This window comes from Streptomyces sp. NPDC051913 (assembly GCF_044593635.1).
GTDB lineage: Bacteria > Actinomycetota > Actinomycetes > Streptomycetales > Streptomycetaceae > Streptomyces.
Genome location: NZ_JBIUCI010000016.1, coordinates 169,091 through 187,936, shown reverse-complemented (window position 1 = coordinate 187,936; position 18,846 = coordinate 169,091). Strand labels below are relative to the sequence as shown.

At 72.7% G+C, this 18,846-nt stretch carries 17 protein-coding genes; 5 read left to right on the top strand and 12 right to left on the bottom strand.

Annotation, left to right across the window (positions count from 1 at the left end):
* Positions 1–34 precede the first annotated feature (34 nt).
* Positions 35–712, top strand: a complete 678-nt coding sequence (locus ACIHIX_RS37260; RefSeq protein ID WP_399964254.1) for a haloacid dehalogenase type II — start codon at positions 35–37, stop codon at positions 710–712.
* A 42-nt stretch (positions 713–754) separates the two neighbouring features.
* Positions 755–1,822 carry a P1 family peptidase gene (locus tag ACIHIX_RS37255; protein WP_399964252.1) on the top strand — a complete coding sequence of 356 codons (1,068 nt, stop codon included), beginning with the start codon at positions 755–757 and terminating at the stop codon, positions 1,820–1,822.
* A 16-nt stretch (positions 1,823–1,838) separates the two neighbouring features.
* On the opposite strand, the gene ACIHIX_RS37250 is transcribed toward ACIHIX_RS37255, so the two are convergent.
* The gene (locus ACIHIX_RS37250; RefSeq protein WP_399964251.1) at positions 1,839–2,408 is read right to left on the bottom strand and encodes a hypothetical protein; all 570 of its coding nucleotides are present in this window, start codon (positions 2,406–2,408) and stop codon (positions 1,839–1,841) included.
* A 155-nt stretch (positions 2,409–2,563) separates the two neighbouring features.
* Entirely contained in the window at positions 2,564–3,256 is a 693-nt protein-coding gene (locus ACIHIX_RS37245) for a hypothetical protein (RefSeq protein ID WP_399964249.1), read from the bottom strand.
* Positions 3,257–3,293: 37 nt separating this feature from the next.
* Between ACIHIX_RS37245 and ACIHIX_RS37240 the strand changes: the two genes are divergently transcribed.
* From ACIHIX_RS37240 to ACIHIX_RS37230, 3 genes are all read left to right on the top strand, one after another.
* Positions 3,294–3,812: a CGNR zinc finger domain-containing protein gene (locus tag ACIHIX_RS37240; protein WP_399964247.1), complete on the top strand. Its 519-nt coding sequence runs from the start codon at positions 3,294–3,296 to the stop codon at positions 3,810–3,812.
* 208 nt (positions 3,813–4,020) lie between these two features.
* Entirely contained in the window at positions 4,021–5,481 is a 1,461-nt protein-coding gene (locus ACIHIX_RS37235) for a hypothetical protein (RefSeq protein ID WP_399964245.1), read from the top strand.
* 60 nt (positions 5,482–5,541) lie between these two features.
* Positions 5,542–6,822, top strand: a complete 1,281-nt coding sequence (locus ACIHIX_RS37230) for a hypothetical protein (RefSeq protein WP_399964243.1) — start codon at positions 5,542–5,544, stop codon at positions 6,820–6,822.
* A 95-nt stretch (positions 6,823–6,917) separates the two neighbouring features.
* Here the strand turns inward: ACIHIX_RS37230 and ACIHIX_RS37225 are convergent, their stop codons facing one another.
* The 10 genes from ACIHIX_RS37225 to ACIHIX_RS37180 are packed head-to-tail and all read right to left on the bottom strand — an operon-like array spanning position 6,918 to position 18,121.
* On the bottom strand, positions 6,918–8,480 hold the full coding sequence (locus ACIHIX_RS37225; protein ID WP_399964241.1) for an ABC transporter ATP-binding protein: 1,563 nt from the start codon (positions 8,478–8,480) through the stop codon (positions 6,918–6,920).
* A complete protein-coding gene (locus ACIHIX_RS37220) occupies positions 8,477–9,298 on the bottom strand; it encodes an ABC transporter permease (protein WP_399964239.1) in 822 nt (273 codons plus the stop codon). Before ACIHIX_RS37220 ends, ACIHIX_RS37225 begins: the two co-directional genes overlap by 4 nt.
* Positions 9,295–10,248: an ABC transporter permease gene (locus ACIHIX_RS37215; protein WP_399964237.1), complete on the bottom strand. Its 954-nt coding sequence runs from the start codon at positions 10,246–10,248 to the stop codon at positions 9,295–9,297. Before ACIHIX_RS37215 ends, ACIHIX_RS37220 begins: the two co-directional genes overlap by 4 nt.
* A complete protein-coding gene (locus ACIHIX_RS37210; protein ID WP_399964235.1) occupies positions 10,245–11,804 on the bottom strand; it encodes an ABC transporter substrate-binding protein in 1,560 nt (519 codons plus the stop codon). The genes ACIHIX_RS37215 and ACIHIX_RS37210 overlap by 4 nt, the downstream gene beginning before the upstream one ends.
* Before the next feature lie 21 nt (positions 11,805–11,825).
* Positions 11,826–12,614, bottom strand: a complete 789-nt coding sequence (locus ACIHIX_RS37205; protein WP_399964233.1) for a class I SAM-dependent DNA methyltransferase — start codon at positions 12,612–12,614, stop codon at positions 11,826–11,828.
* Between the two features lie 13 nt (positions 12,615–12,627).
* Positions 12,628–13,878 carry an MFS transporter gene (locus ACIHIX_RS37200; protein ID WP_399964231.1) on the bottom strand — a complete coding sequence of 417 codons (1,251 nt, stop codon included), beginning with the start codon at positions 13,876–13,878 and terminating at the stop codon, positions 12,628–12,630.
* The gene (locus ACIHIX_RS37195; protein ID WP_399964229.1) at positions 13,862–14,911 is read right to left on the bottom strand and encodes a dipeptide epimerase; all 1,050 of its coding nucleotides are present in this window, start codon (positions 14,909–14,911) and stop codon (positions 13,862–13,864) included. The genes ACIHIX_RS37200 and ACIHIX_RS37195 overlap by 17 nt, the downstream gene beginning before the upstream one ends.
* Entirely contained in the window at positions 14,908–15,984 is a 1,077-nt protein-coding gene (locus tag ACIHIX_RS37190; protein ID WP_399964227.1) for a PLP-dependent cysteine synthase family protein, read from the bottom strand. Before ACIHIX_RS37190 ends, ACIHIX_RS37195 begins: the two co-directional genes overlap by 4 nt.
* A complete protein-coding gene (locus ACIHIX_RS37185) occupies positions 15,981–16,868 on the bottom strand; it encodes a hypothetical protein (protein ID WP_399964225.1) in 888 nt (295 codons plus the stop codon). The genes ACIHIX_RS37190 and ACIHIX_RS37185 overlap by 4 nt, the downstream gene beginning before the upstream one ends.
* Complete coding sequence (locus tag ACIHIX_RS37180) at positions 16,865–18,121, bottom strand: ATP-grasp domain-containing protein (RefSeq protein WP_399964223.1); 1,257 nt, start codon at positions 18,119–18,121, stop codon at positions 16,865–16,867. Before ACIHIX_RS37180 ends, ACIHIX_RS37185 begins: the two co-directional genes overlap by 4 nt.
* Positions 18,122–18,846 lie beyond the last annotated feature (725 nt).

Below are 18,846 nucleotides of genomic sequence, written 5' to 3'. Positions count from 1 at the left end.
CCCGCCGTACCCCACCGTTCAGGAGGCCGTGCCCATGGCAGTGCTGGAGATCGACGCCCTCGTGTTCGACGTGCTCGGCACCCTCGTCGACGAACCGGCGGGGCTCCGCGCCGGTATCCGCGCGCTCGATCCCTCGCTCGACGAGACCAGGGTCGAGGAGCTCCTCGCGCTGTGGCAGCGGCACGTCGAACGCGAGCAACGCCGCGTCGTGGACGGGGCAAGGCCTTATGTCACCAGCGAGACCATCGACGGGGAAGCGGCGCAGCTGGTCGCCGACGCGGTCGATGCCGACGCCACCGCGCTCGCCCGGTCGGCCCGCAGGCTGCCGCCGTGGCCCGACACGGTGCCGGCACTCGCCCGCCTCGCCGAACGGTTCCCCCTGATCGGCCTGTCCAACGCGAGCCGCACGGCCCTGCTGGGGCTCAACGCCCACGCCGGACTGCGCTGGCACCAGGCCCTGTCCGCCGAGGACGCCCGGACCTACAAACCGGATCCGGCCGTCTACCAGCTGGCCGTCACCGTCTCCGGGCTGCCGCCGGAGCGGCTGCTGATGGTCGCCGCCCATGCCTGGGACCTGCGCGGAGCCCAGCGCCTCGGCCTGCGCACCGCGTACGTGGCCCGCCCCGTCGGCGACCCGCCCGCGCCCGAGGACCGCTTCGACCTGTACGTCGACGAACTGGCCGACCTGGCCGACCGGCTCGACAAGCCGTAGACCCGGCGGAGGTGACGACGACCCGGACGTATGGTGCCCCTCATGAGCGCTCCCGCCCCGGATCCGTCCCCCTCACCCACCGCCCCCAGGGCCCGGGACATCGGGCTGGGCGTCGGTGATCTGCCCACCGGGCCGTACAACGCGGTCACCGATGTGCCGGGCATCCGGGTGGGACACACCACCCTCACCGATTCACCGCGCGTGCACAGCGGAGTCACCGCGATCGTGCCCGAGGGGGTGAGTCCGGCCCGCCCGTTGCCCGCCGGAGTGTTCGTGGGCAACGGCTACGGCAAGCTGCTGGGCGGTACACAGGTGGCCGAGCTCGGCGCCCTGGAGACGCCGGTGCTGCTCACGTCGACGCTCTCGGCGTTCCGGGTCGCCGACGCCCTGGTCGGCTGGATGCTGGACCGGCCCGGGAACGAGGGCGTGCGGAGCGTGAACCCGGTGGTGGGGGAGTGCAACGACGGGCTGCTGTCCGACATCCGCTCCCGCCCGGTCCGCGAGGCACACGTCCGGGCCGCCCTGGAGGGCGCGTCCGGCGGGCCGGTGGCCGAGGGATGCGTCGGCGCGGGGACGGGGACCGCCGCACTGGGCTTCAAGGCCGGTGTCGGCACCTCGTCACGGAGGCTGGTACTGGCCCGACGTGAGGTGACCCTGGGCGTGCTGGTGCAGGCCAACTTCGGTGGCACGCTCAGGATTTCGGGCCGCACGGTCACCCCCGTCGACGTCGGTCTGCCCGACCCGGACGCCGGGCCCGACCGCGGCTCCTGCATGGTCGTGGCCGCCACCGACGCACCGCTCGACGCCCGTCAGCTGACCCGGGTGGCCCACCGCGCGGTCTACGCGCTGGCCAGGGTCGGTGCCGGGTACGGCCACGGCAGCGGGGACTACGGTCTCGCCTTCGGCACCCGCCCCCTGGGCGAGGCCGCCGGTCCGGCCGTACTGCCCGACGACCTGCTCGACCCCCTCTTCGTCGCGGTGCTCGACGCCGTGGAGGAGGCCGTCCTCAACTCCCTGCTGACGGCCACGACGACCACGGGCCCGCACGGGCGGACGCGTCACCCGCTGCCCGCGGGGCCCCTGCTCGGCCTGCTGGGGCGAGCGGGCTGAACCGTCCCGCGCGGGGTCAGTGCGAGCGGGCCGCGGCGATGAAGGCGGCCATCTTCTCCCGGCTCTTGATGCCCGGCGAGGTCTCGACGCTGCTGGAGACGTCCACCCCGTACGGGGCGAACGCGTCGATCACGCCCGCCACGTTGTGCTCGTCGAGGCCGCCGGCGATCACGACCCGGCCGGGCACGTCCCTGACCCACTCGGGGATGTCCGCGAAGACGCCGCTGCCGGTGCTGGCGTCGTAGAAGAAGTACTCCAGGGCCTCGGGGCGCTCGGGCGGGGCGCCGGAGGCGAGGGCGAGGTTGGGGATGTCGACCATCTCGTACACCTGGATCGTGTCGAAGTGCTCGGCGACGGCGGTCGTCTCGGCGTGGGCCAGGGCCACGGCGAACGACGGAATCCGCCCGCGGGCGTGGGCGGCGAGTTCCACCGCCCGTTCCGGCGGGCAGTAGCGCTTGCTCCTGGGCGTCACCACGATCCCGATGGCGTCGTATCCGAGCTCGATGGCCCAGTCGATCTGCTGTTCCTGGGTGAGTCCGCACACCTTCACGAACCCGCCGGACCCCGTCGCCCGCCGCCCACTCATCCCGTCTCCTTCTCGCACGTGTCACGAAGCTGCGCTCACCGTATGCGCACACCGACCTGGCGTTTCCCCCGCCCCGGCGACCGGCGGCGGGGGATTTTGTACTGGCTGTTGTTCGCCACGCCGGCTCGGCGGCTGGTCCGGGCGGCGCCGGTGGTTCAGTTCTCCGAGAGGAGCCAGCCGATGCGCAGTTCCTCCGCGCCGGGGCGGAACGCCCGTACGAGCTCGGCACGTTCGGGGTCGTCCTCGGGGAGTTCCTCGGCGAGGAGGGCCTGGGCGGCGACGGTCTGGGGCCGGGCGCCGAGCGCGGCGCGCAGATGGAGTGAGCGGCGCAGCATGGCGAGGCGCTCGGCGGGCGGTCGGTGCGGGGCGAGATGCCGGATGATGTAGGACTCGAGGTAGCCGTCGCCCGACCGTGTCGCGATCTCGAGAGCTCTCTCGTAGCGCGGCACGGCGCCGGCCGGGTCCTCGTCGATGTTGTCCAGCAGCACGGCCCAGTGGTACTCGGCCCAGGCGCGGACGGTGTCGTCGCCGCTCTTCGCGCCGCTCTCCGCCGCCGCGCGATAGGCGGCCTCGGCCACCGCGCGGTCGTCGGGTCGGGAGGCGTGCCGGAAAAGCAGTCGGCTGTAGGCGAGACGTCCCGTGAGCAGGTGTGCGGTCGGAGATTCGGGGTCGAGCGCCGCGACCGCCTTCTCGGCCTCCTCGTGCCCCTCGATCCGGAAGAACCAGCGGTCGACGGCGATCTCCGCGCGCAACTCGGGCTCGGTGACCGGGCCCAAGGCGGCGAGCGCGGCGTCCCACTCGCCGAGCACATGCAGACGTCGAGCCGTGTAGGTGGCGTCAGTTAACATGGCGCCTACATTAGGAAGCGGCGATGTAGGTGGTCAAGTGCAGTACGGTGACTACACCGGGAACGTGGCGCGGCTGGCCGTCGAGTTGGCCAACACCGGGACCCTCGACCGGCACGGCGAGCTGGTCGGCGCGTTCTTCGCGGAGCACGAGGTCGTCGCCCCGGCGGGTGGTGACTACGGCGGGCTCCCAGACCTCGTGCGCGCGGCCCTGGAGCAGGCAGTGGACGGGGCCGCACCCGAGGCCGTGCACCGCCTGCTGCGCGACTACCCGCCGGAGATGCATATCTCCGACCATGACGGACTCGGCGGCTGGCACATCCACTTCAGCCGCAACGGCACCCCGGCGGAGCGCTGGGTCGGGCAGTTGATCGCCGCGCAGCTCGCCCTGATCGTGGCTGGGGACCCGGCGGTGACGCTGGGACGGTGCGCGGCGGCCGGGTGCGGGAACTACTTCGTCGACCAGTCACGGAACCGGACACGCCGCTTCTGCTCCAACGCGTGCGCGAGCCGGACGACGGTGGCGGCGTACCGGGCCCGGGCGGCGAAGAACACCTAGCGACCGCGAAGAGGCGTCCGCACAATCAGCACGACCGGCCCGCCTCTACTCACGGAGATGCCACACCCCGGCCGGCCGAACGAGGTGCGGTGGCGGGTCATCATCGACCCGGCAGGACACCCGTTCTGTCTGATGAGGGACTCCGACGGAACGTTTTCGTCCCGTGAGCCGCGGACTTACACTCGCCGCGACACACGGGGGTGGGGACATGCGCAGAGTGCGGAAGGACCCCGAGGAGCTGCGCGGAGACGTCTTCGGGCGGGCGCGCGTGACCCTCGTCGCCGGTGTGCTGGCGTGGGTCGTACGGTCCTACGGGCTCGGTGACTGGCCGGACGGGTGGCCGTACGTGGAGTTGGACGTGCCGGACCGGTTCTTTCCGACCATGACGGCGGTTCTCGGACTTGTAGGGCTGGGCTTCCTCGCCGCTACGGCGGTCGCCGTCGCGCAATGGCGCACCGCGCGCAGATACGAGCGCTGGGCCCAGGACCCCGAACTCGCCGCGCTGGTACCGCCGGAGGCGAGACACGACTCGGTGCGCCGGTCGGGACGGCTGAGCGTGCGGGCCGGCTACTACACGGTGGGCGTCTTCCTGGGCTCCTGGGTCGCCGTGATCCTCGCCGCGCTGGCCTTCTACGGTGTGCTCGTCCTGCTGGGCGAGGCGCCCACGCAGGAGGACGACAGCCGGCTCGGAAAGATCTACACGGGCGTGTTCCTGGCGCTGTTCGCCACGGCCTGTCTGGTGCCCGCCGTCGCCCTGTTCCGCCGCTGGTACAGCTCCCGCACGGTCGAGCGTCTCTCGGAGGACCCGAACCTCGTCGGACTCACCCTCTCCCACCCGGCGTTGGTGTCCCCCCGCCGAGCCTCCGCCATCCCCTCCCTGGACGTCAGGTTCCAGCCGCCGATCGCGGGCCGCTACGCGGAGCTCCATCAGGTCACCCGGGAGAAGAACGTGATCGACCGGCGGCCCTGGCGGATCGCCTACCTCCGCCTCTTCGACAACGAACCCCGAGTGCGCGACTTCATGCGAGGCGCCTGGCGGGAGTTCGGGTACGTCCATCTCATCCGCAGCGCCGCCTCGGTGTCCCCCACGGAGTTGCGGGAGGCGCACCGGCTGGGGACCACCAAGATGTTCATCAACAGCCGGGCCCGGATGTCCGAGGAGCTCTACCACCAGCCCGTCCACCCCTTGCCCCGTGGCCGCCACCGACTCCTGGGCGCCGCTCGGGGCGCGGTCCTGGTCAAGGACGCGTACGGCAGTTATCCGGTCCGTGCGCTGCTGTGTCACGGCGGCTTCTGGAAGTCGGCGGTGGACACGCTGCTGACCCACGTGGACCTGGTGGTCATCGATCTGTCGGGCTACCGGAGGGAGAACGAGGGCACCCGGTTCGAACTGCAGCGGGTCATCGACCGCGTCCCCGTCCATCGTTTCGTACTGCTCACCGACGCGTCGGGCGACCGGGCCTTTCTGGAGGCCCAGATCAGGGAGGCGTGGTCACACATGGCGCACGGCTCGCCGAACTCCGGTTCCGGGCAACGCGCCATCCTCGTGGCGCAGACCAGCGACCACGGCCGCTACTGGAGCGTCCGCCTGGGCCTCGACGTCGCCGCCCGGACCCGTCCGCTGCTCGTCCACCTCCACAACCGGCTGACCAGAGCCGAGTCGCGTTGAGCTGGCGGCGTTGTCAGTGGCCGTCCGTAGGGTGATGGGCACACCACGCGGGAGGTAGCGATGCGCAGGCCGGTCGAGGGCGAAGTGTTCGTTCACTACGGTCAGATCTATGTCGAGAGCGACCCGGACACCTTCGGCCCGGATCTCGACGAGGCGTTCGCCGGACAGCGCGGCGGACTGTGCGGCGCCGCGACCCCGGGCTCGCTGTGGCTGACGACGGGGCTGCACACGGGTGACGTCGGCTTCACCGTCGAGGTCCACGAGGAGCAGCCGCCGCTGGATCCGCGGTGGGAGGACGTGGTGGAGGTGTCCTTCCGCCCGGCCTCGGCGGAGAGCCGGCTCATGCAGTGGGCGGGCGAGGACATGTGGGAGCTGGACCTGGAGGAGATCGACTACCGGGTGCGCTACTGCGCGAAGGGCATGGACGAGGCGCACAGGAAGGACACCCGGCTGGACTCCGAGCCGCAACTGGACCGCTATCTGCTGCAGTTCTGGCCCGCCCCGCCGGAGACCGACCGCATCCTCAAGGAGACCTCCAAGATCGCCGCCTACTGGCACGCCTTCGCCCGTGAACAGCCGCCGGCGCCCACCCCCGCCGAGCGGGCCGAGGCCGAACGCCGCGAGCGGTTGGAGAAGGAGCGGGCCGAGCGGGAGCACCGGCTGGCTCATGAACGCTGGGAGTGGGGCGGGCAGTTGCCGAGCGAGGCGCTGCGCGCGGTCCGGGGGAACGTCTGGGGCCTGGTGCGCTTCGATCCGCCTCTGGTCCATGCCATCGACGCCGCCGGTCCTGAAGTCCAGCGCGCGGTGGCGGTGTTGGCGGCTCGGCGGGCGTGCGAACTGTCCGGTCTCACCGCCCTCGGCTGGGTGACCGACGGTCTGGCCGCCCTGGCGGAAGGGCGCACGCTGCCGCCGCCCTTCGACGACTGGGACAGCATGTGGCGGACCCTGTCCGACGACCCGCACGCCCCGGACGGGACGGTGGGTGAGGCCGTCCCGCCCGAGCGGCCCCCTTTCCGGTCGCCGACGGAGCGACCGGAGGTGCAGACCTGGTCGGAACCTCAGGTGATCGGCCCCGCCGGCGCCGTCATGGCAGAAGTGCCGAAGCGTCGGACCGGAGCCGGGTCGGCCACCATGGCGGTCACGATCGGCGCCCCGGAACCGTCCCGGCGGATTTCCCAGCCGCACATGGCACTCCCCGCGGTGACCGGTGCCGCCGAGTCGGACCCGCTCCGGGCCGCGCTCGACGCGGTGTTCGCGGCCGTGGTCACCTACGGGGAGCGGTACGAGACGCTTCTGGAGGAGATCCGGTCGGCACTGCCCCCGGTGGACGACGCGTCATAGTGCCTACGGCAACCAGGCGCCGGGGCGAGCATCAGCCGGGGCGCCGGAGCGAAGCGCAGTTGCGACCCTCGCAGCGCCCGCTGAGCGCGGGAGTCCTAGACGGCCCGCGATTCCTCACCGGCGCCACGGGCAGACGTCGGCAGCCGCCTCGCCGTCTCCACGAGGGACCTGGTGAACGGATGGCGCGGCATGGTGAGCACACGCCGGGCCGGGCCCTGTTCGACGAGTTCGCCGGCGTCCAGGACGGCGATGCGCTGGGCCAGGGCGGCGGTGTCGAGGTCGTGGGTGATCAGGACGAGCGACAGGTCGTCGCGGTCGTGCAGCAGGGCGGTGAGGAGGTCCAGGATGCCGCGGCGGGTGACGCTGTCGAGGCCGGAGGTGATCTCGTCGCAGACGAGCACGCGGGGGCGGGCCAGCAGGGCCCGGGCGAGGGCGGCCCGCTGGAGTTCACCGCCGGAGAGCAGCCCGGGGTGCCGACGGGCGAGATCCTCGCCCAGACCGAGTGCGGCCAGCGTGGCCAGGGCCTCCTGTGATGCGTCGACGGGGTCGGTGCCGCGCAGCCGGACCGCCGTGCGCGCGACCTGGTGCAGGACCGGACGGTGTTCGTCGAAGGCCGCGCGCGGGTCCTGGAAGACGTACTGCACGGCCGCCAGTTGCGCGCGGCTGCGGGCACGCAGGCTGCGCGGCAAGGGGGTGCCCTCCAGGAGGATCTCGCCGTCGTGGTCGCGGTGCAGCCCGGCCAGGCAGCGGGCGAGGGTGGTCTTGCCGCTGCCGGAACGGCCGATGACGGCCAGGCATTCGCCTGTGCTCAGGTCGAGTCGGGGCAGCAGCAGCACCTCGGCGTCCCGATGGCGGGCGGTGAGGCCGCGGACCTCCAGGACGGGCCGCCCGGATACGTCGTCGGGTGCCCTGAACTCCGGCTGTGCGGCGAGGAGTTCACGCGTCCAGGGGTGCCGGGGCGCAAGCCGGACGCGTTCCGGCGAACCCGACTCGACGACGCGTCCCGCCCGCATGACGATCACCTCGTCGGCGAGCGCCCGTACGACGTCCAGGTCATGGCTGAGCAGCACCACCGCGATGCCGCGTGCGGCGACGGCGGCCAACTGTTCGACGACACGGCTCTTGGTGAGCGCGTCCTGACCGGTGGTGGGCTCGTCGGCGACGACGATCCGGGCACCCAGCAGCAGAGCCTGGGCGAGGACGACGCGCTGCTGCTGGCCACCGGAGAGCTGGTGCGGGTAGCGCCTCAACAAGAGTGTCGCATCGGGAAGTTGGGCCTCGGCGAGGGAGCGCAGGACCCGTTCGCGGGCCGCCGCCCGGCGCTGTGCCCGCGGCAGATGCCTCACCTGGGCGCGGGCGATGTCCGTGAGGAGCGCGGAGACCCGGCGGGCGGGGTTGAGAGCGGCCGCGGGATGCTGGGGGATGTAACCCACCCGGCCACCGGCCCCGCGACGCACCTCACCGGTGACGCGGGCGTCCCGCGGGAACTCGCCGAGCAGGGCCAGCCCCGTGGTCGTCTTGCCGCTGCCGGACGCCCCGACGAGGGCGACGACCTTGCCGGGCAGGGCCCGGAGTGTCACCCCGTCGACAATCGCCCGGCCGGCGACCTCGACGCGGAGATCCCTCAGCTCGGCCAAGGGCTCGTCGGTCTCTTTCATCTGATCGACCTCATGCTTGGGCCGCGGCTCCGGTCGCCCCCGAGCGCGGCGTCGAAAAGGAGGTTGGTGCCGGTCGTCAGGGCGACGATCAACAGGACGGGTACGACGACGGCCCACGGCTGGACGAACAGGCCCGTCCGGTTGCGGTCGACCATGACCGCCCAGTCAGCGGCGTCCGGAGCCACCCCCACACCGAGGAACGCCGCCGTCGCGACCAGATACAGCACGCCCGTCAGCCGTGTCCCGGCGTCGGCCGCCAGGGTGCGCAGCATGGACCGTCCGACATAGCCGACGGCCGTCCGCCACCAGGTCTCGCCCTGCATCCGCAGCGCCTCGACGGCGGGCCGGGCGGCGGCCTCCGCGGCGGCGGCCCGGACGAGACGGGCCGCGTCGGGCACGTTGACCAGCGCGACCAGCAGGGCGAGCCCGACCGCACCCGGCGCGAACACGGTCGCCGCCAGCAGGATCAGCAGCAGTGACGGCACGGCGAGCAGCACGTCCAGGGGACGCATCAACAGCTCCTCCAGCCAGCGCCGATGAGTGAGCGCGCCGAGCAGACCGACCGGGAGCGCGACGAGATACGACAACGCCGTGGCGGCCAGCGCGGTCAGCACCACAGGACGGCCGCCGTGCAGTACCTGCCGCCACACGTCTCGGCCCACGAAGTCGGTGCCGAGCCAGTGACCCCCGCCGAGCGTGAACGACGCCGCCCGTGGCCCCGGTTCACCCGCGAACACCGGCCCCAGCAAGGCGATCGCCAGCGGTACGGCGACGACCGCGACCCCGAACGCGAAGCGCCCCGTACGCCACGTGCTCACGCGGCCACCCCCGCCCGCGGAGCGAGCCGGTGGGCCACGAGGTCGGCGCCCAGGTTCAGTACGACGGTCAGCACGCCGAACACGACGGCGAGCCCCTGCACCACCGGCACGTCGCGTGCGGCGACGGCGTCGAGCAGCACGGTGCCGAGCCCCGGAATCACGTACAGCGCCTCCACGACGATGACGCCGCACAGCAACCAGTCCACGGTGCGGGCGAGTTGCTGTACGGCGGGGGCGAGCGCGGTGGGCAGGGCGTGGGTGTAGCGGATCCGGGTGCCGGAGATGCCGTAGCGCCGGGCGTGGGCCACGTACGGCGAGGCCAGCGCGTCGATCATGCCCGCCCGCACCAGCCGGGACAGCGAGCACACCGGACGCGACAACAGCACCAGCACCGGCAGGACGAGCGCGGCGGGATGGCCGAGCAGGTCGGTGCCGTATCCCACGGCGGTCGGGGGCAGCCAGGCCAACTGGAGTGCCAGGACGGTCACCAGGAGCACCCCGAGGGCGAACTCGGGTATCGCGTACACGGCGAGCGTCACCGAACTGATCAACCGGTCGGCCGGGCGGCCCTCATGGCGGGCGGCGAGCACCCCCAGGCCGAAGCCCAGAGGGATGAGCAGCGCCAGAGTGAGCGTGGCCAGCAGGAGCGTCGGCCCGAATCCCTCGGCGATGTACTGGCCGACCGGGCGGCCGGAGACCAGCGAGGTGCCGAGGTCGCCGTGGAGCAGCCCCGCCGCCCAGTCGGCCAGCCGCTCGTGGGCGGGCTCGTCGAGCCGCATGGCCTCGCGGATCGCGGCGATCCGGGCCGGGTCGGGCTGGTCACCGGCCAGGGCGACCGCCGCGTCGCCCGGCAGCGCCTCGGTGAGCGCGAAGACCAGCAGCACCACGGCCACGGTCTGCACGGCACCGAGAAGCAGCCGCCGGGCGACGAAGGAACGCACTCCGCTCACGCCAGCCAGACCTTGTCGAACCGAGCCCAGTCCAGAGTGTTGGCGGGCGCTTTGGCCTCAACACCCCGTACATTGCGGGCCGTTCCGAGGATCCAGTCGGCGAACCCCCAGATCAGGAAGCCGCCCTCGGAGTGCAGACGGCGCTGCATCCGGTCGTAGACGGCGGCCCGCGCGGTCGCGTCGCGGGTGGACTGGGCCTGCTCGTAGAGGGCGTCGAAGTCCTTGTGCCGCCATTGGGTGGCGTTGGTGGTGGAGTCGGTCAGCAGCCGCTGGGAGATGTGGGCCTCGATGGGCAGGGCGCCCGAGCGGTAGCAGCACAGGGTGCCGCTGTTGAGGATGTCGGCCCAGTAGGAGTCCTTGCTGCCCATCTTCACTTCGACGGTGACTCCGGCCTTGGCGGCCTGGTCGCGGAAGATGCTCGCGGCCTCGGTGAACCCGGCGGCGACGGCCGAGGTGTCCAGGGTGACCTTGAGGTGCTCGGCACCGGCCTGCTTGAGCAGGGCACGGGCCTTGCCGAGGTCCTGTTCGCGTTGGGGCAGCGAGTCGTCGTAGTACTCGTACCCCTTGCCGAACAGGTCGTTGCCGACCACCCCGGCACCGGACAGGGCCCCGTCGACGAGTTCGCGCCGGTCGGCGATGAGGAAGAACGCCTGCCGTACCCGCGCGTCGTCGAAGGGCGGCCGGTCCGTCTTCATGCAGAACGCCTGCATGGCGCTGTTGCGCAGCCGCACGATCTCGATCTGTCCCCTGCCTTCGTGGGCGCGGGCGGTCGTGGGGTTCAACTCGTGCGCGTACTCGATCTGTCCGCCGAGGAGCGCGTTGACGCGGGCCGACTCCTCGTTGGCGACGACGAACTCGACCTCGTCCAGATGCGGGGCGCCCTCCCAGTAGTCGTCGTACCGGCGGAAGACGGCCGAGCGGCCGGGGGCGAAGGAGACGAAGCGGAAGGGGCCGGAGCCGATGGGCTTCCTGTCGAAGTCGGTTGCCTTGTCCGGGACGATGTACGCCCCGAACGCGGCCAGCACGTTGGGGAATTCGGCCGTGGGCCGTTTGAGCACGAACTCGATCGTCCGCTGTCCGGTCGCCCGGCTGGCGTCGAGGTCGATGGGCTCCAGGGAGGCCTTGGCACGGAACGCCTGGTCCGGGTCGGCGATGCGGCGGTAGCTGTACAGGACGTCGGCGGCGGTGACCGGCCGGCCGTCGTGGAACATGGCCTGACGTAGCGTCACCTGCCAGCGGTCCAGTGTCTTGTTCGCCTCCCACTTCGCGGCGAGCCGGGGCCGGGCGGACAGGTCGGCGCCGTAGTCGGCGAGCTTGTCGTACAGGGCCTTGGCGCGTGCCGCGTCGGCGAAGAGGTTGGCCAGGTGCGGATCGAGGGTCTCGCCGGCACCGCCGCCCGCGAACGCGGCTCGCAGCCGCCCACCGCTCTTCGGAGCGCCGCCGCTCCTCGGTTCGCCCTCGTCGGTGCCGGCGCACCCGGCGAGGGTCAGCGCGCCCAGTGACGTGGCGGCGAGGAAACCGCGTCGGCGCAGGCCGGGATGACGTTCGTCGTACATGGATGTCCTTGAAGTGTGAGGTCAGGCGGGGGAGTTGAGGCGGGCGACGAGATGCAGCCGGTCCGCGTCCGTCGTGCCGTCGGGCAACCGGCCCTCTCGCCAAGGTGGTTCGGTGCGCGGGCCGGGGCCGTCGTGCAGTTCGAGCACCTCGAAGCCGTGCGAGGCCAGCAGCTTCCGTAGTTCCAGCGGGAACAGCAGCCGCCACGCGGAGCGCTGCTCGACCGGCGCCGAGCCGTCGTCCGCGGTCCATACGCGGGTGCGGCGCAGGAGTTGGGACGTGCGGTCCACGGTGAGTGTGGTCGTGGAGCGGTGGACGGTGCCCCGCCAGGTGAAGGAGCTGACGGTGGGCGTGTCCAGGAGGTCGGTACGGCCGAGGAAGTACGCGCCGTTGCGCATCTCCGCGACCAGCAGCCCGCCGGGCGACAGAGCACGGCCGCAGGACGTCAGGAACGCGTCCAGCTGGGCGTTGGTGTGGCAGTACAGCAGCGCGCTGTCCAGGCACACGACGGCGTCGAACACCCCCACGTCGAACCCGTGCAGGTCGGCGTGGACGTACACGGGCCCGGGATGGTGGACGCGGGCGTGGGCGAGCATCGCCTCGGACACGTCGGCGCCCGTGACCGCGCGGCCAGCGTCGGCCAGGTGGGCGGCGTCGCGGCCGGTGCCGCAGCCCATGTCGAGGACGCGGGGTCCGGCCCGGTACCGGCGCAGACAGTCCTCCGTCCAGCGCCCGGCCAGCCGGTCGGGGTCGGGGAAGCGGGCCTCGTACAGCTCGGGGTTGTCGGTGAGGAGATTGCGCGGAGGAGCCATCCGGGGTGCCTCCTCAAGCCGTCGCCGGTACGGGTACGGCGGGCCTCTGCGGCGTCGGGAGCGAGCCCGTCCGGCGCAGCCAGGCCACGCCCAGCGCCGAGGCCAGCCCGAAGAGGGCGCAGCAGGCCCACGGCAGCCATTCGGCGTCGCCGCGCTCCCCGGCGTCCATGGCCCAGCCGACGACGGTGCTGCCGACGGCGGCGGCGATGCCGGACACCACGTAGAAGACGCCGAAGTAGGTGCCGGTCAGCTCGCTGCGGCCGAACCCGGGGATCAGCTCCATGACGAACGGCTGGGCGACCATCACCCCGAGGTAGAGCAGCAGGGCACCGGCCAGGACGGGCAGCGCGCGCAGCGCGGGATGACCGGAGGAGCCCACGACCAGGGCGGGCGGCAGGAACGCCACCGCCATCAGCCCGAGGCCCGTGGCGATCCAGCGCGCCCTGTCCCCCCGCGCCTTGAGGGCCCGTGTGATCCGCAGTTGCAGCGCCAGGTTGGTGAGCGTGCCGACCAGGAAGACGAGCCCCGCGGCACCGTCCCAGCCGGTGGCCCGCCGTGCGCCGTCGGGCAGCAGCAGATACAGCTGGTTCTCCAGGGTGAACATGCCGACCATCGCGAGCGCGAAGGCGAGGAAGGCCCGGTTGCCGAGCACCTCACGCCAGTCCCCGAGCACCGTGCCTCGGCCGGGTTCCACCTTGCGGGCGGGCAGGACCAGGGCCTGGGCGACGGTGAGGACGGCGAAGATCCCGGCCGCGGTGAGCGCGGACGTACGGAAGTCGACGAGCAGCAGCGCGCTGCCCAGCAGCGGCCCGATCAGGGCGCCGGTCGTGGCGAACACGTTGAACAGGGCGAACGCCTCCGCCTTGCGCTCGTCCGCCTCCTGGGCGATGTAGGTGCGCACGGCCGGGTTGAACAACGCCCCGGCGAGCCCGCTGAGCACGGACGCGGCGAGCAGCACGCCCAGGTCGTCGCCGAGCGCGAACAGTGCGAATCCGACGGTCCGCAGCGCGCATCCGGCGATGATGACGCCGCGCGCACCGAGCCGGTCGGAGGCCGAGCCACCGACGATGAACAGGCCCTGCTGGCTGAGGTTGCGCACTCCGAGGACGATGCCGACGACGGCCGCCGACATGCCCAGGTTGTCGGTGAGATGGGTGGCGAGGTAGGGGATGAGGAGATAGAAGCCGGTGTTGACGCCGAGCTGGTTGACCAGCAGGAGCTGGACGGCGAGCGGAAAGCCGCGCATCTCACGCCACGTCCTCATACGCCCCCACCTCCACGACTCCGAGACCGGGCAGGCCGTTCGCCCGGACGACGCCGTCCGCTCCGTCGATGCCGGTCCACGGGTCGTGGGCGAGCAGCAGATGCCCGTCGAGGTCGGTCCAGCGGGCGCGGTCGGCCAGGTGCACGGCGGGCGCCAGCCCGAGGCTGCTGGCGGTGAGACAACCCAGCATCAGCTCCGTGCCACTGCCGTCGAGCGCCGCGGCGATCCGCAGGGCCGCACGGATACCGCCGCACTTGGCGAGCTTGACGTTGACGCCCTGGACGCGTCCGGTGAGGCGGCGTACGTCGTCCAGGTCCACCGCGTCCTCGTCGGCGATGACCGGCAGGGGTGAGCGTTCCGCCAGCGCGCCCAGTGCCTCCGGGGTGCCGGGCGCGAGCGGCTGCTCGACGGCCTCGACGCCGAGCTCGGCGAACCGGGGGAGCAGCGCCTCGGCCTGGGCCGGCGTCCAGGCGCCGTTGGGGTCGAGGAGCAGTCGGGCGCCGGGAGCGACGTCGCGGATGACACGGACACGTTCCACGTCGTCCTCCGGGTCGACGGTTCCCGCCTTGACCTTGAGGACCTCGAAGCCGCTCGCCGCGAGCCGTCGCGCCTGCGTCGCCGCGTCGGCCGGCGACGTGATGCCGATGGTGCGGGCGGTGGCTGCGACCGGCGGTTCCTCCCTGCCGAGCAGCCGGTGGACGGGGACCCCGGCCCGCTTGCCGACGAGGTCGAACAGGGCCGCCTCGACGGCGGCGGTCACGGCCGGGGGCGTGCCCTCGGGCGTCAACTCGACTGCGCACAGCGCGCTTTCCGGGTCGGGGAAGCGTGCGAGGGCCGTACCGGCGGCGGCGAGCAGTCGTACGAGAGTGTCGGTGTCGAGGCCGTAGTAGACGCTGGTGACGGCCTCGCCGTGACCGGTGACACCGTCGTGCTCGACGGTGAGCCACACGGCGTCGCGGGCGGACATGGTGGAGCGGGAGATGCGCAGCGGCTCGGCGAGGGCGAGGCGTACGGTGCGCAGGCTGGCCTTCACGGGGTCCTTTCCAGGAGCAGGGGATCGGCGACGCGGGTGCAGCGCACCCAGCCGGTGGCCTCGGCGGCGCGGGGGTGGGGGATCTCGACGGGGCGGGTGGCGGCCGTGGCCGGGTGGAGGCCGTGGGCGGCGGCGAAGTCGTCGTCGTAGACGGTGCCGAGGTAGCGGTGCGGGCCGTCGGGAAAGACGGTGGCGACGACCGCGCCGGGATGGACGCGGGCGGCCCAGGCCGCGACGCGGGCGGCGGCGCCGGTGCTCCAGCCGCCGCTGACGAAGCTGCCCAGGGCGAGGCGACGGCAGCTGTCCACGGCCTCGGCGGGGCCGACCCAGTGGACCTCGTCGAAGGCGTCGTAGGCGACGTTGCGCGGGTGGATGCTGCTGCCGAGACCGCGCATCAGCCGGGGCCGGGCGGGCTGGCCGAAGATGGTGGACCCGGTCGAGTCGACGCCGATCAGCCGCAGCGCGGGCCAGCGTCGGCGCAGCGGGCCGATGAGGCCGGCGCTGTGACCGCCCGTGCCGACGCTGCACACCAGGATGTCCAGATGGTCGAGGCGGTCGACGAGTTCGGCGGCCAGCGAGGCGTAACCGGCAGTGTTGTCGGGATTGTTGTACTGGTCCGGCCAGTACGCGCCGGGCAGCACCGCCAGCAGCTCCCGCAGCCGATCCAGCCGCGCGGCCTGCCAGCCGCCCACGGGGGCAGGACGGTCCACGAGCTCCAGCCGGACGCCGTGGGCGCGCAGCAACTGCCGCATGGACGCCTCCAGTTCACTGTCGCCGACCAGCACGACGGGGTGGCCGAGGGCCTGGCCCGCGAAGGCGAGCCCGATGCCGAGCGTCCCCGACGTCGACTCCACCACCGGTGCGCCGGGCAGCAGTTGGCCGCGCTCCCGGGCGCCCAGCAGCATCGACACGGCGGCCCGCGCCTTCATACCGCCCGCCGCGAGCCCTTCGAGCTTGGCCCAGAAGCCGGGATGCGGGCCGGGTAGTTCGGCGGTGACGCGGAGCAGGGGAGTGCGGCCGAGGAGGCCGAGCAGTTCCGGGCGGGCGACGGGGAGAACGGCGGTGGTGGTCATCGTCCGCCCTCCGGACGGTCGCCGCGCGACGCAGCGCCTGGGCCGCCGCCGTTGTGGACGGCACCCGCGCCGCCGCCGTAGTGGTGGACGGCCCCCGGGCCGCCGTCGAGCCAGAAGAAGGGGTACGGCTCGGCGCACACCGCGCTCACCCCGTGGCCGAGGAAGCGCGGTAGCACGGCACTGCCGGTCTGCGCGAACGCGACCAGCGGCCTGCCGTACGTCCGCGCGTGTTCCCGCAGCGGTTCGAACGTGCCGTTGCCGAGGGTCATCCCCGACACCAGCAGCGCGTCGCAGCGGCCCGCCTCGGCGAGCGCGTCGGTCACGACCGCCTCGCCCCACTCGGTCAGCCCACCCTTGAGGTCACAGGGAACGTACCCGAGCCCCCGCGAACGCAACGCCTCCAGAAGGGAGTTGACGACGCCCACCACCAGCACGGTGGCGCCCGCCGGCAGGTCGAGCAGACCGACCACGGCCGCCGCCCGGGCGCGGGACTTCTCGAGCGAGGTACCGGCGGACAGAGCTACGGGACGCGCCCCGTGCTCCGGCGTGTGCGGGGTGACGTGCATCAGATAGGCGTCCAGCGCTGCCACGCGCACCGGAAGCGCCGGATGCTCCAGCAGCCGGGCCACATCGGCGCCCACGCACTCCTCCACGGTCTCGTCGGACAGGGCGCCGGGCTCCACCGCGCAGGAGCCGACGGCTCCGCCCAGTCGCAGGCTCAGCACCTCGTTGCGATAGCCGGTGCCGCGTCCGTCGTGCCGTACGGCCTGTCGTGTGGTGAAGGCCACGGTGACGCGCTGTGCGGCCGGATCCGGGCCCAGCTCACCGGCGCGGACGCGGGTGAGGAGGTCGTCGAGACTCAAGGTGCCGGTGACGGCGGTCATCGGATCACCAGCCCGGACCGCAGCTCGCCGAGCAGCGCCTCGACCCGCTCCCGGGCGCCCAGCCCGGTGGCGTCGGCCGCCATGACGTGCCCGAGGTACTCGTTGTTGCTGCCCGCCGCGGTGACCGGTCGGCCCGGCTCGGCGAGCTGTAGCTCCAACACGTCTGGCCTGTCGCGGAGTTCATCGCCGCCGAGAGCTTCGAGTGTGCCGGCGGCCTCCGGTACCAGGAAGCCGACGGCCGCGCTGCGCAGCCCTGTGTCGCCGCCCCGCAGGTCGGGTCGGTGGCCGAGGGAGACGTCCACGAAGGCCGCGGCCAGGTCGATGCCGGTGACATGGCGGACCAGTTCGGTGATGCGGTTCCCGGCCGGGCGGGGATTGACCTCGACCACACGCGGACCGGCGGAGGTCAGCTTGATCTCGGTGTGCGCCACGACCCCGTCGGTGAGGCCGAGGGCCTTGAGCGCGGTGCGGGCGGTGTGCTCGGCGGCCTCGGCGTCGGCGGCCGACAGGGCGGCCGGGAACATGTGCCCGGTCTCGATGAACGCGGGCGCCCCGCCGATGCTCTTGTCGGTCACGCCCACCACGTGCACCGCCCCGGCGTACGACACGGTCTCGACGCTCACCTCGGGGCCGTCGAGCAGCTCCTCCAGCTGGACCGCGGGATCCCGGCGCTGGCCCCGGGCGTTGACCGGGAAGTCCGACAAAGCGCGTACGGCCGTGGCGAGTTGCTCCTCGTCGTCCACGCGGCGCACATACATACCCGCGCACAGGTCGACGGGCTTGACCACCAGCGGATAGCCGATCTCCCGTGCCGCGCGGACGAGATCGGCCCACTCCTCGTGCACGGCGTAACGCGGTCCGGGCACCCCCGCGTCGGCGAGGACGCGGCGGGTGGCGTCCTTGCGGCAGGCGTTCTCGACGGCCTCCGGTCCTGGACCCGGCAGGCCAAGACGTCCGGCGATCCGCGCCACGGTCGGCAGGTAGTAGTCGCAGGAGGTGAGCACACCGTCGAAGCGCAGCACCGCGTGCAGCCGCTCGATCGCGGGCAGCAGGGTGGCCAGGTCGTTCGTGTCGGCCGTGATGACATTGCGCGCGCCGAGCAGCGGGTGAGCGGTGCCCTCGGGCGCCGAGCGGAGGTAGTGGTGCAGATCGCGGGTGAGGAACGTGAACTCGTGCCCACCCTCCCGGATGGCCCTCGGCAGCAGTCTGCTCATCGACCCGACCCAGCTCTCGACCATCAGCAGATGAGCCACAACTCCCCTTTTCGTGCCATGAGTTCAGGATTCAGGGCAGCCCGGAGAAGCCCTCGGACGGGAGGGGCCGGGCCTTGCACCCAGACAAGCTATCGATAATCATTTTCATTTACCAGTCCCTTACCGCCCTGCCCGCCGCCCCCGCCGTGTCGAGTGCGCCCGGCTCAGCGTCCCGCTGGACTGGGCGCACCCAGACGGCCGACGCATCGAGGTGGCGGTCTCCCGCCTCCCCGCCTCCGGCACCCCGGCCGAACACCGCGGCGCGCGAGGCCGGCGTGCTGCCGTACCTCTCGACGGAGCAGATCGCGCAGGACATGGACGCGATACGGGCCGCGCTCGGGGGAACCGCGGACCGACTTCCTCGGCGTCTCCTACGGCACCTATCTCGGCGCCGCCTACGCCGCCCGCTTCCCGCAGCGCACCGGCCGGATGGTCCTCGACAGGGTCGTCGGCCCCTGGGACTGGTACGACTTCGATGTCGTCCAGCCGGGCACTGCTGCGGCAGCGCGACACCTTCTTCGCCTGGGCCGCCGCCCACGCGGACCGCTTCGCCCTCGGCGCCGGCGCACACGCCGTCCGCCGGGCGTATCTGCGCGTCCGCGACGGCCTCACCGCCCGTCTGCGGGACGGAACCGTAGCCACTCTCCGCCCCGCCACCGCCTTCGACGGCCCCGACTCACGCACCTACGAATCCGCCAACCGCGTCACCAAATGCGCGGACGCCC

Bases quoted from the DNA above. Each gene is read 5' to 3' on its own strand.
- ACIHIX_RS37245 (WP_399964249.1), bottom strand. From the start codon at position 3,256: ATGTTAACTGACGCCACCTACACGGCTCGACGTCTGCATGTGCTCGGC.
- ACIHIX_RS37255 (WP_399964252.1), top strand. From the start codon at position 755: ATGAGCGCTCCCGCCCCGGATCCGTCCCCCTCACCCACCGCCCCCAGG.
- ACIHIX_RS37185 (WP_399964225.1), bottom strand. From the start codon at position 16,868: ATGACCGCCGTCACCGGCACCTTGAGTCTCGACGACCTCCTCACCCGC.
- ACIHIX_RS37190 (WP_399964227.1), bottom strand. From the start codon at position 15,984: ATGACCACCACCGCCGTTCTCCCCGTCGCCCGCCCGGAACTGCTCGGC.
- ACIHIX_RS37235 (WP_399964245.1), top strand. From the start codon at position 4,021: ATGCGCAGAGTGCGGAAGGACCCCGAGGAGCTGCGCGGAGACGTCTTC.
- ACIHIX_RS37230 (WP_399964243.1), top strand. From the start codon at position 5,542: ATGCGCAGGCCGGTCGAGGGCGAAGTGTTCGTTCACTACGGTCAGATC.
- ACIHIX_RS37210 (WP_399964235.1), bottom strand. From the start codon at position 11,804: ATGTACGACGAACGTCATCCCGGCCTGCGCCGACGCGGTTTCCTCGCC.
- ACIHIX_RS37205 (WP_399964233.1), bottom strand. From the start codon at position 12,614: ATGGCTCCTCCGCGCAATCTCCTCACCGACAACCCCGAGCTGTACGAG.
- ACIHIX_RS37200 (WP_399964231.1), bottom strand. From the start codon at position 13,878: ATGAGGACGTGGCGTGAGATGCGCGGCTTTCCGCTCGCCGTCCAGCTC.
- ACIHIX_RS37260 (WP_399964254.1), top strand. From the start codon at position 35: ATGGCAGTGCTGGAGATCGACGCCCTCGTGTTCGACGTGCTCGGCACC.
- ACIHIX_RS37250 (WP_399964251.1), bottom strand. From the start codon at position 2,408: ATGAGTGGGCGGCGGGCGACGGGGTCCGGCGGGTTCGTGAAGGTGTGC.
- ACIHIX_RS37225 (WP_399964241.1), bottom strand. From the start codon at position 8,480: ATGAAAGAGACCGACGAGCCCTTGGCCGAGCTGAGGGATCTCCGCGTC.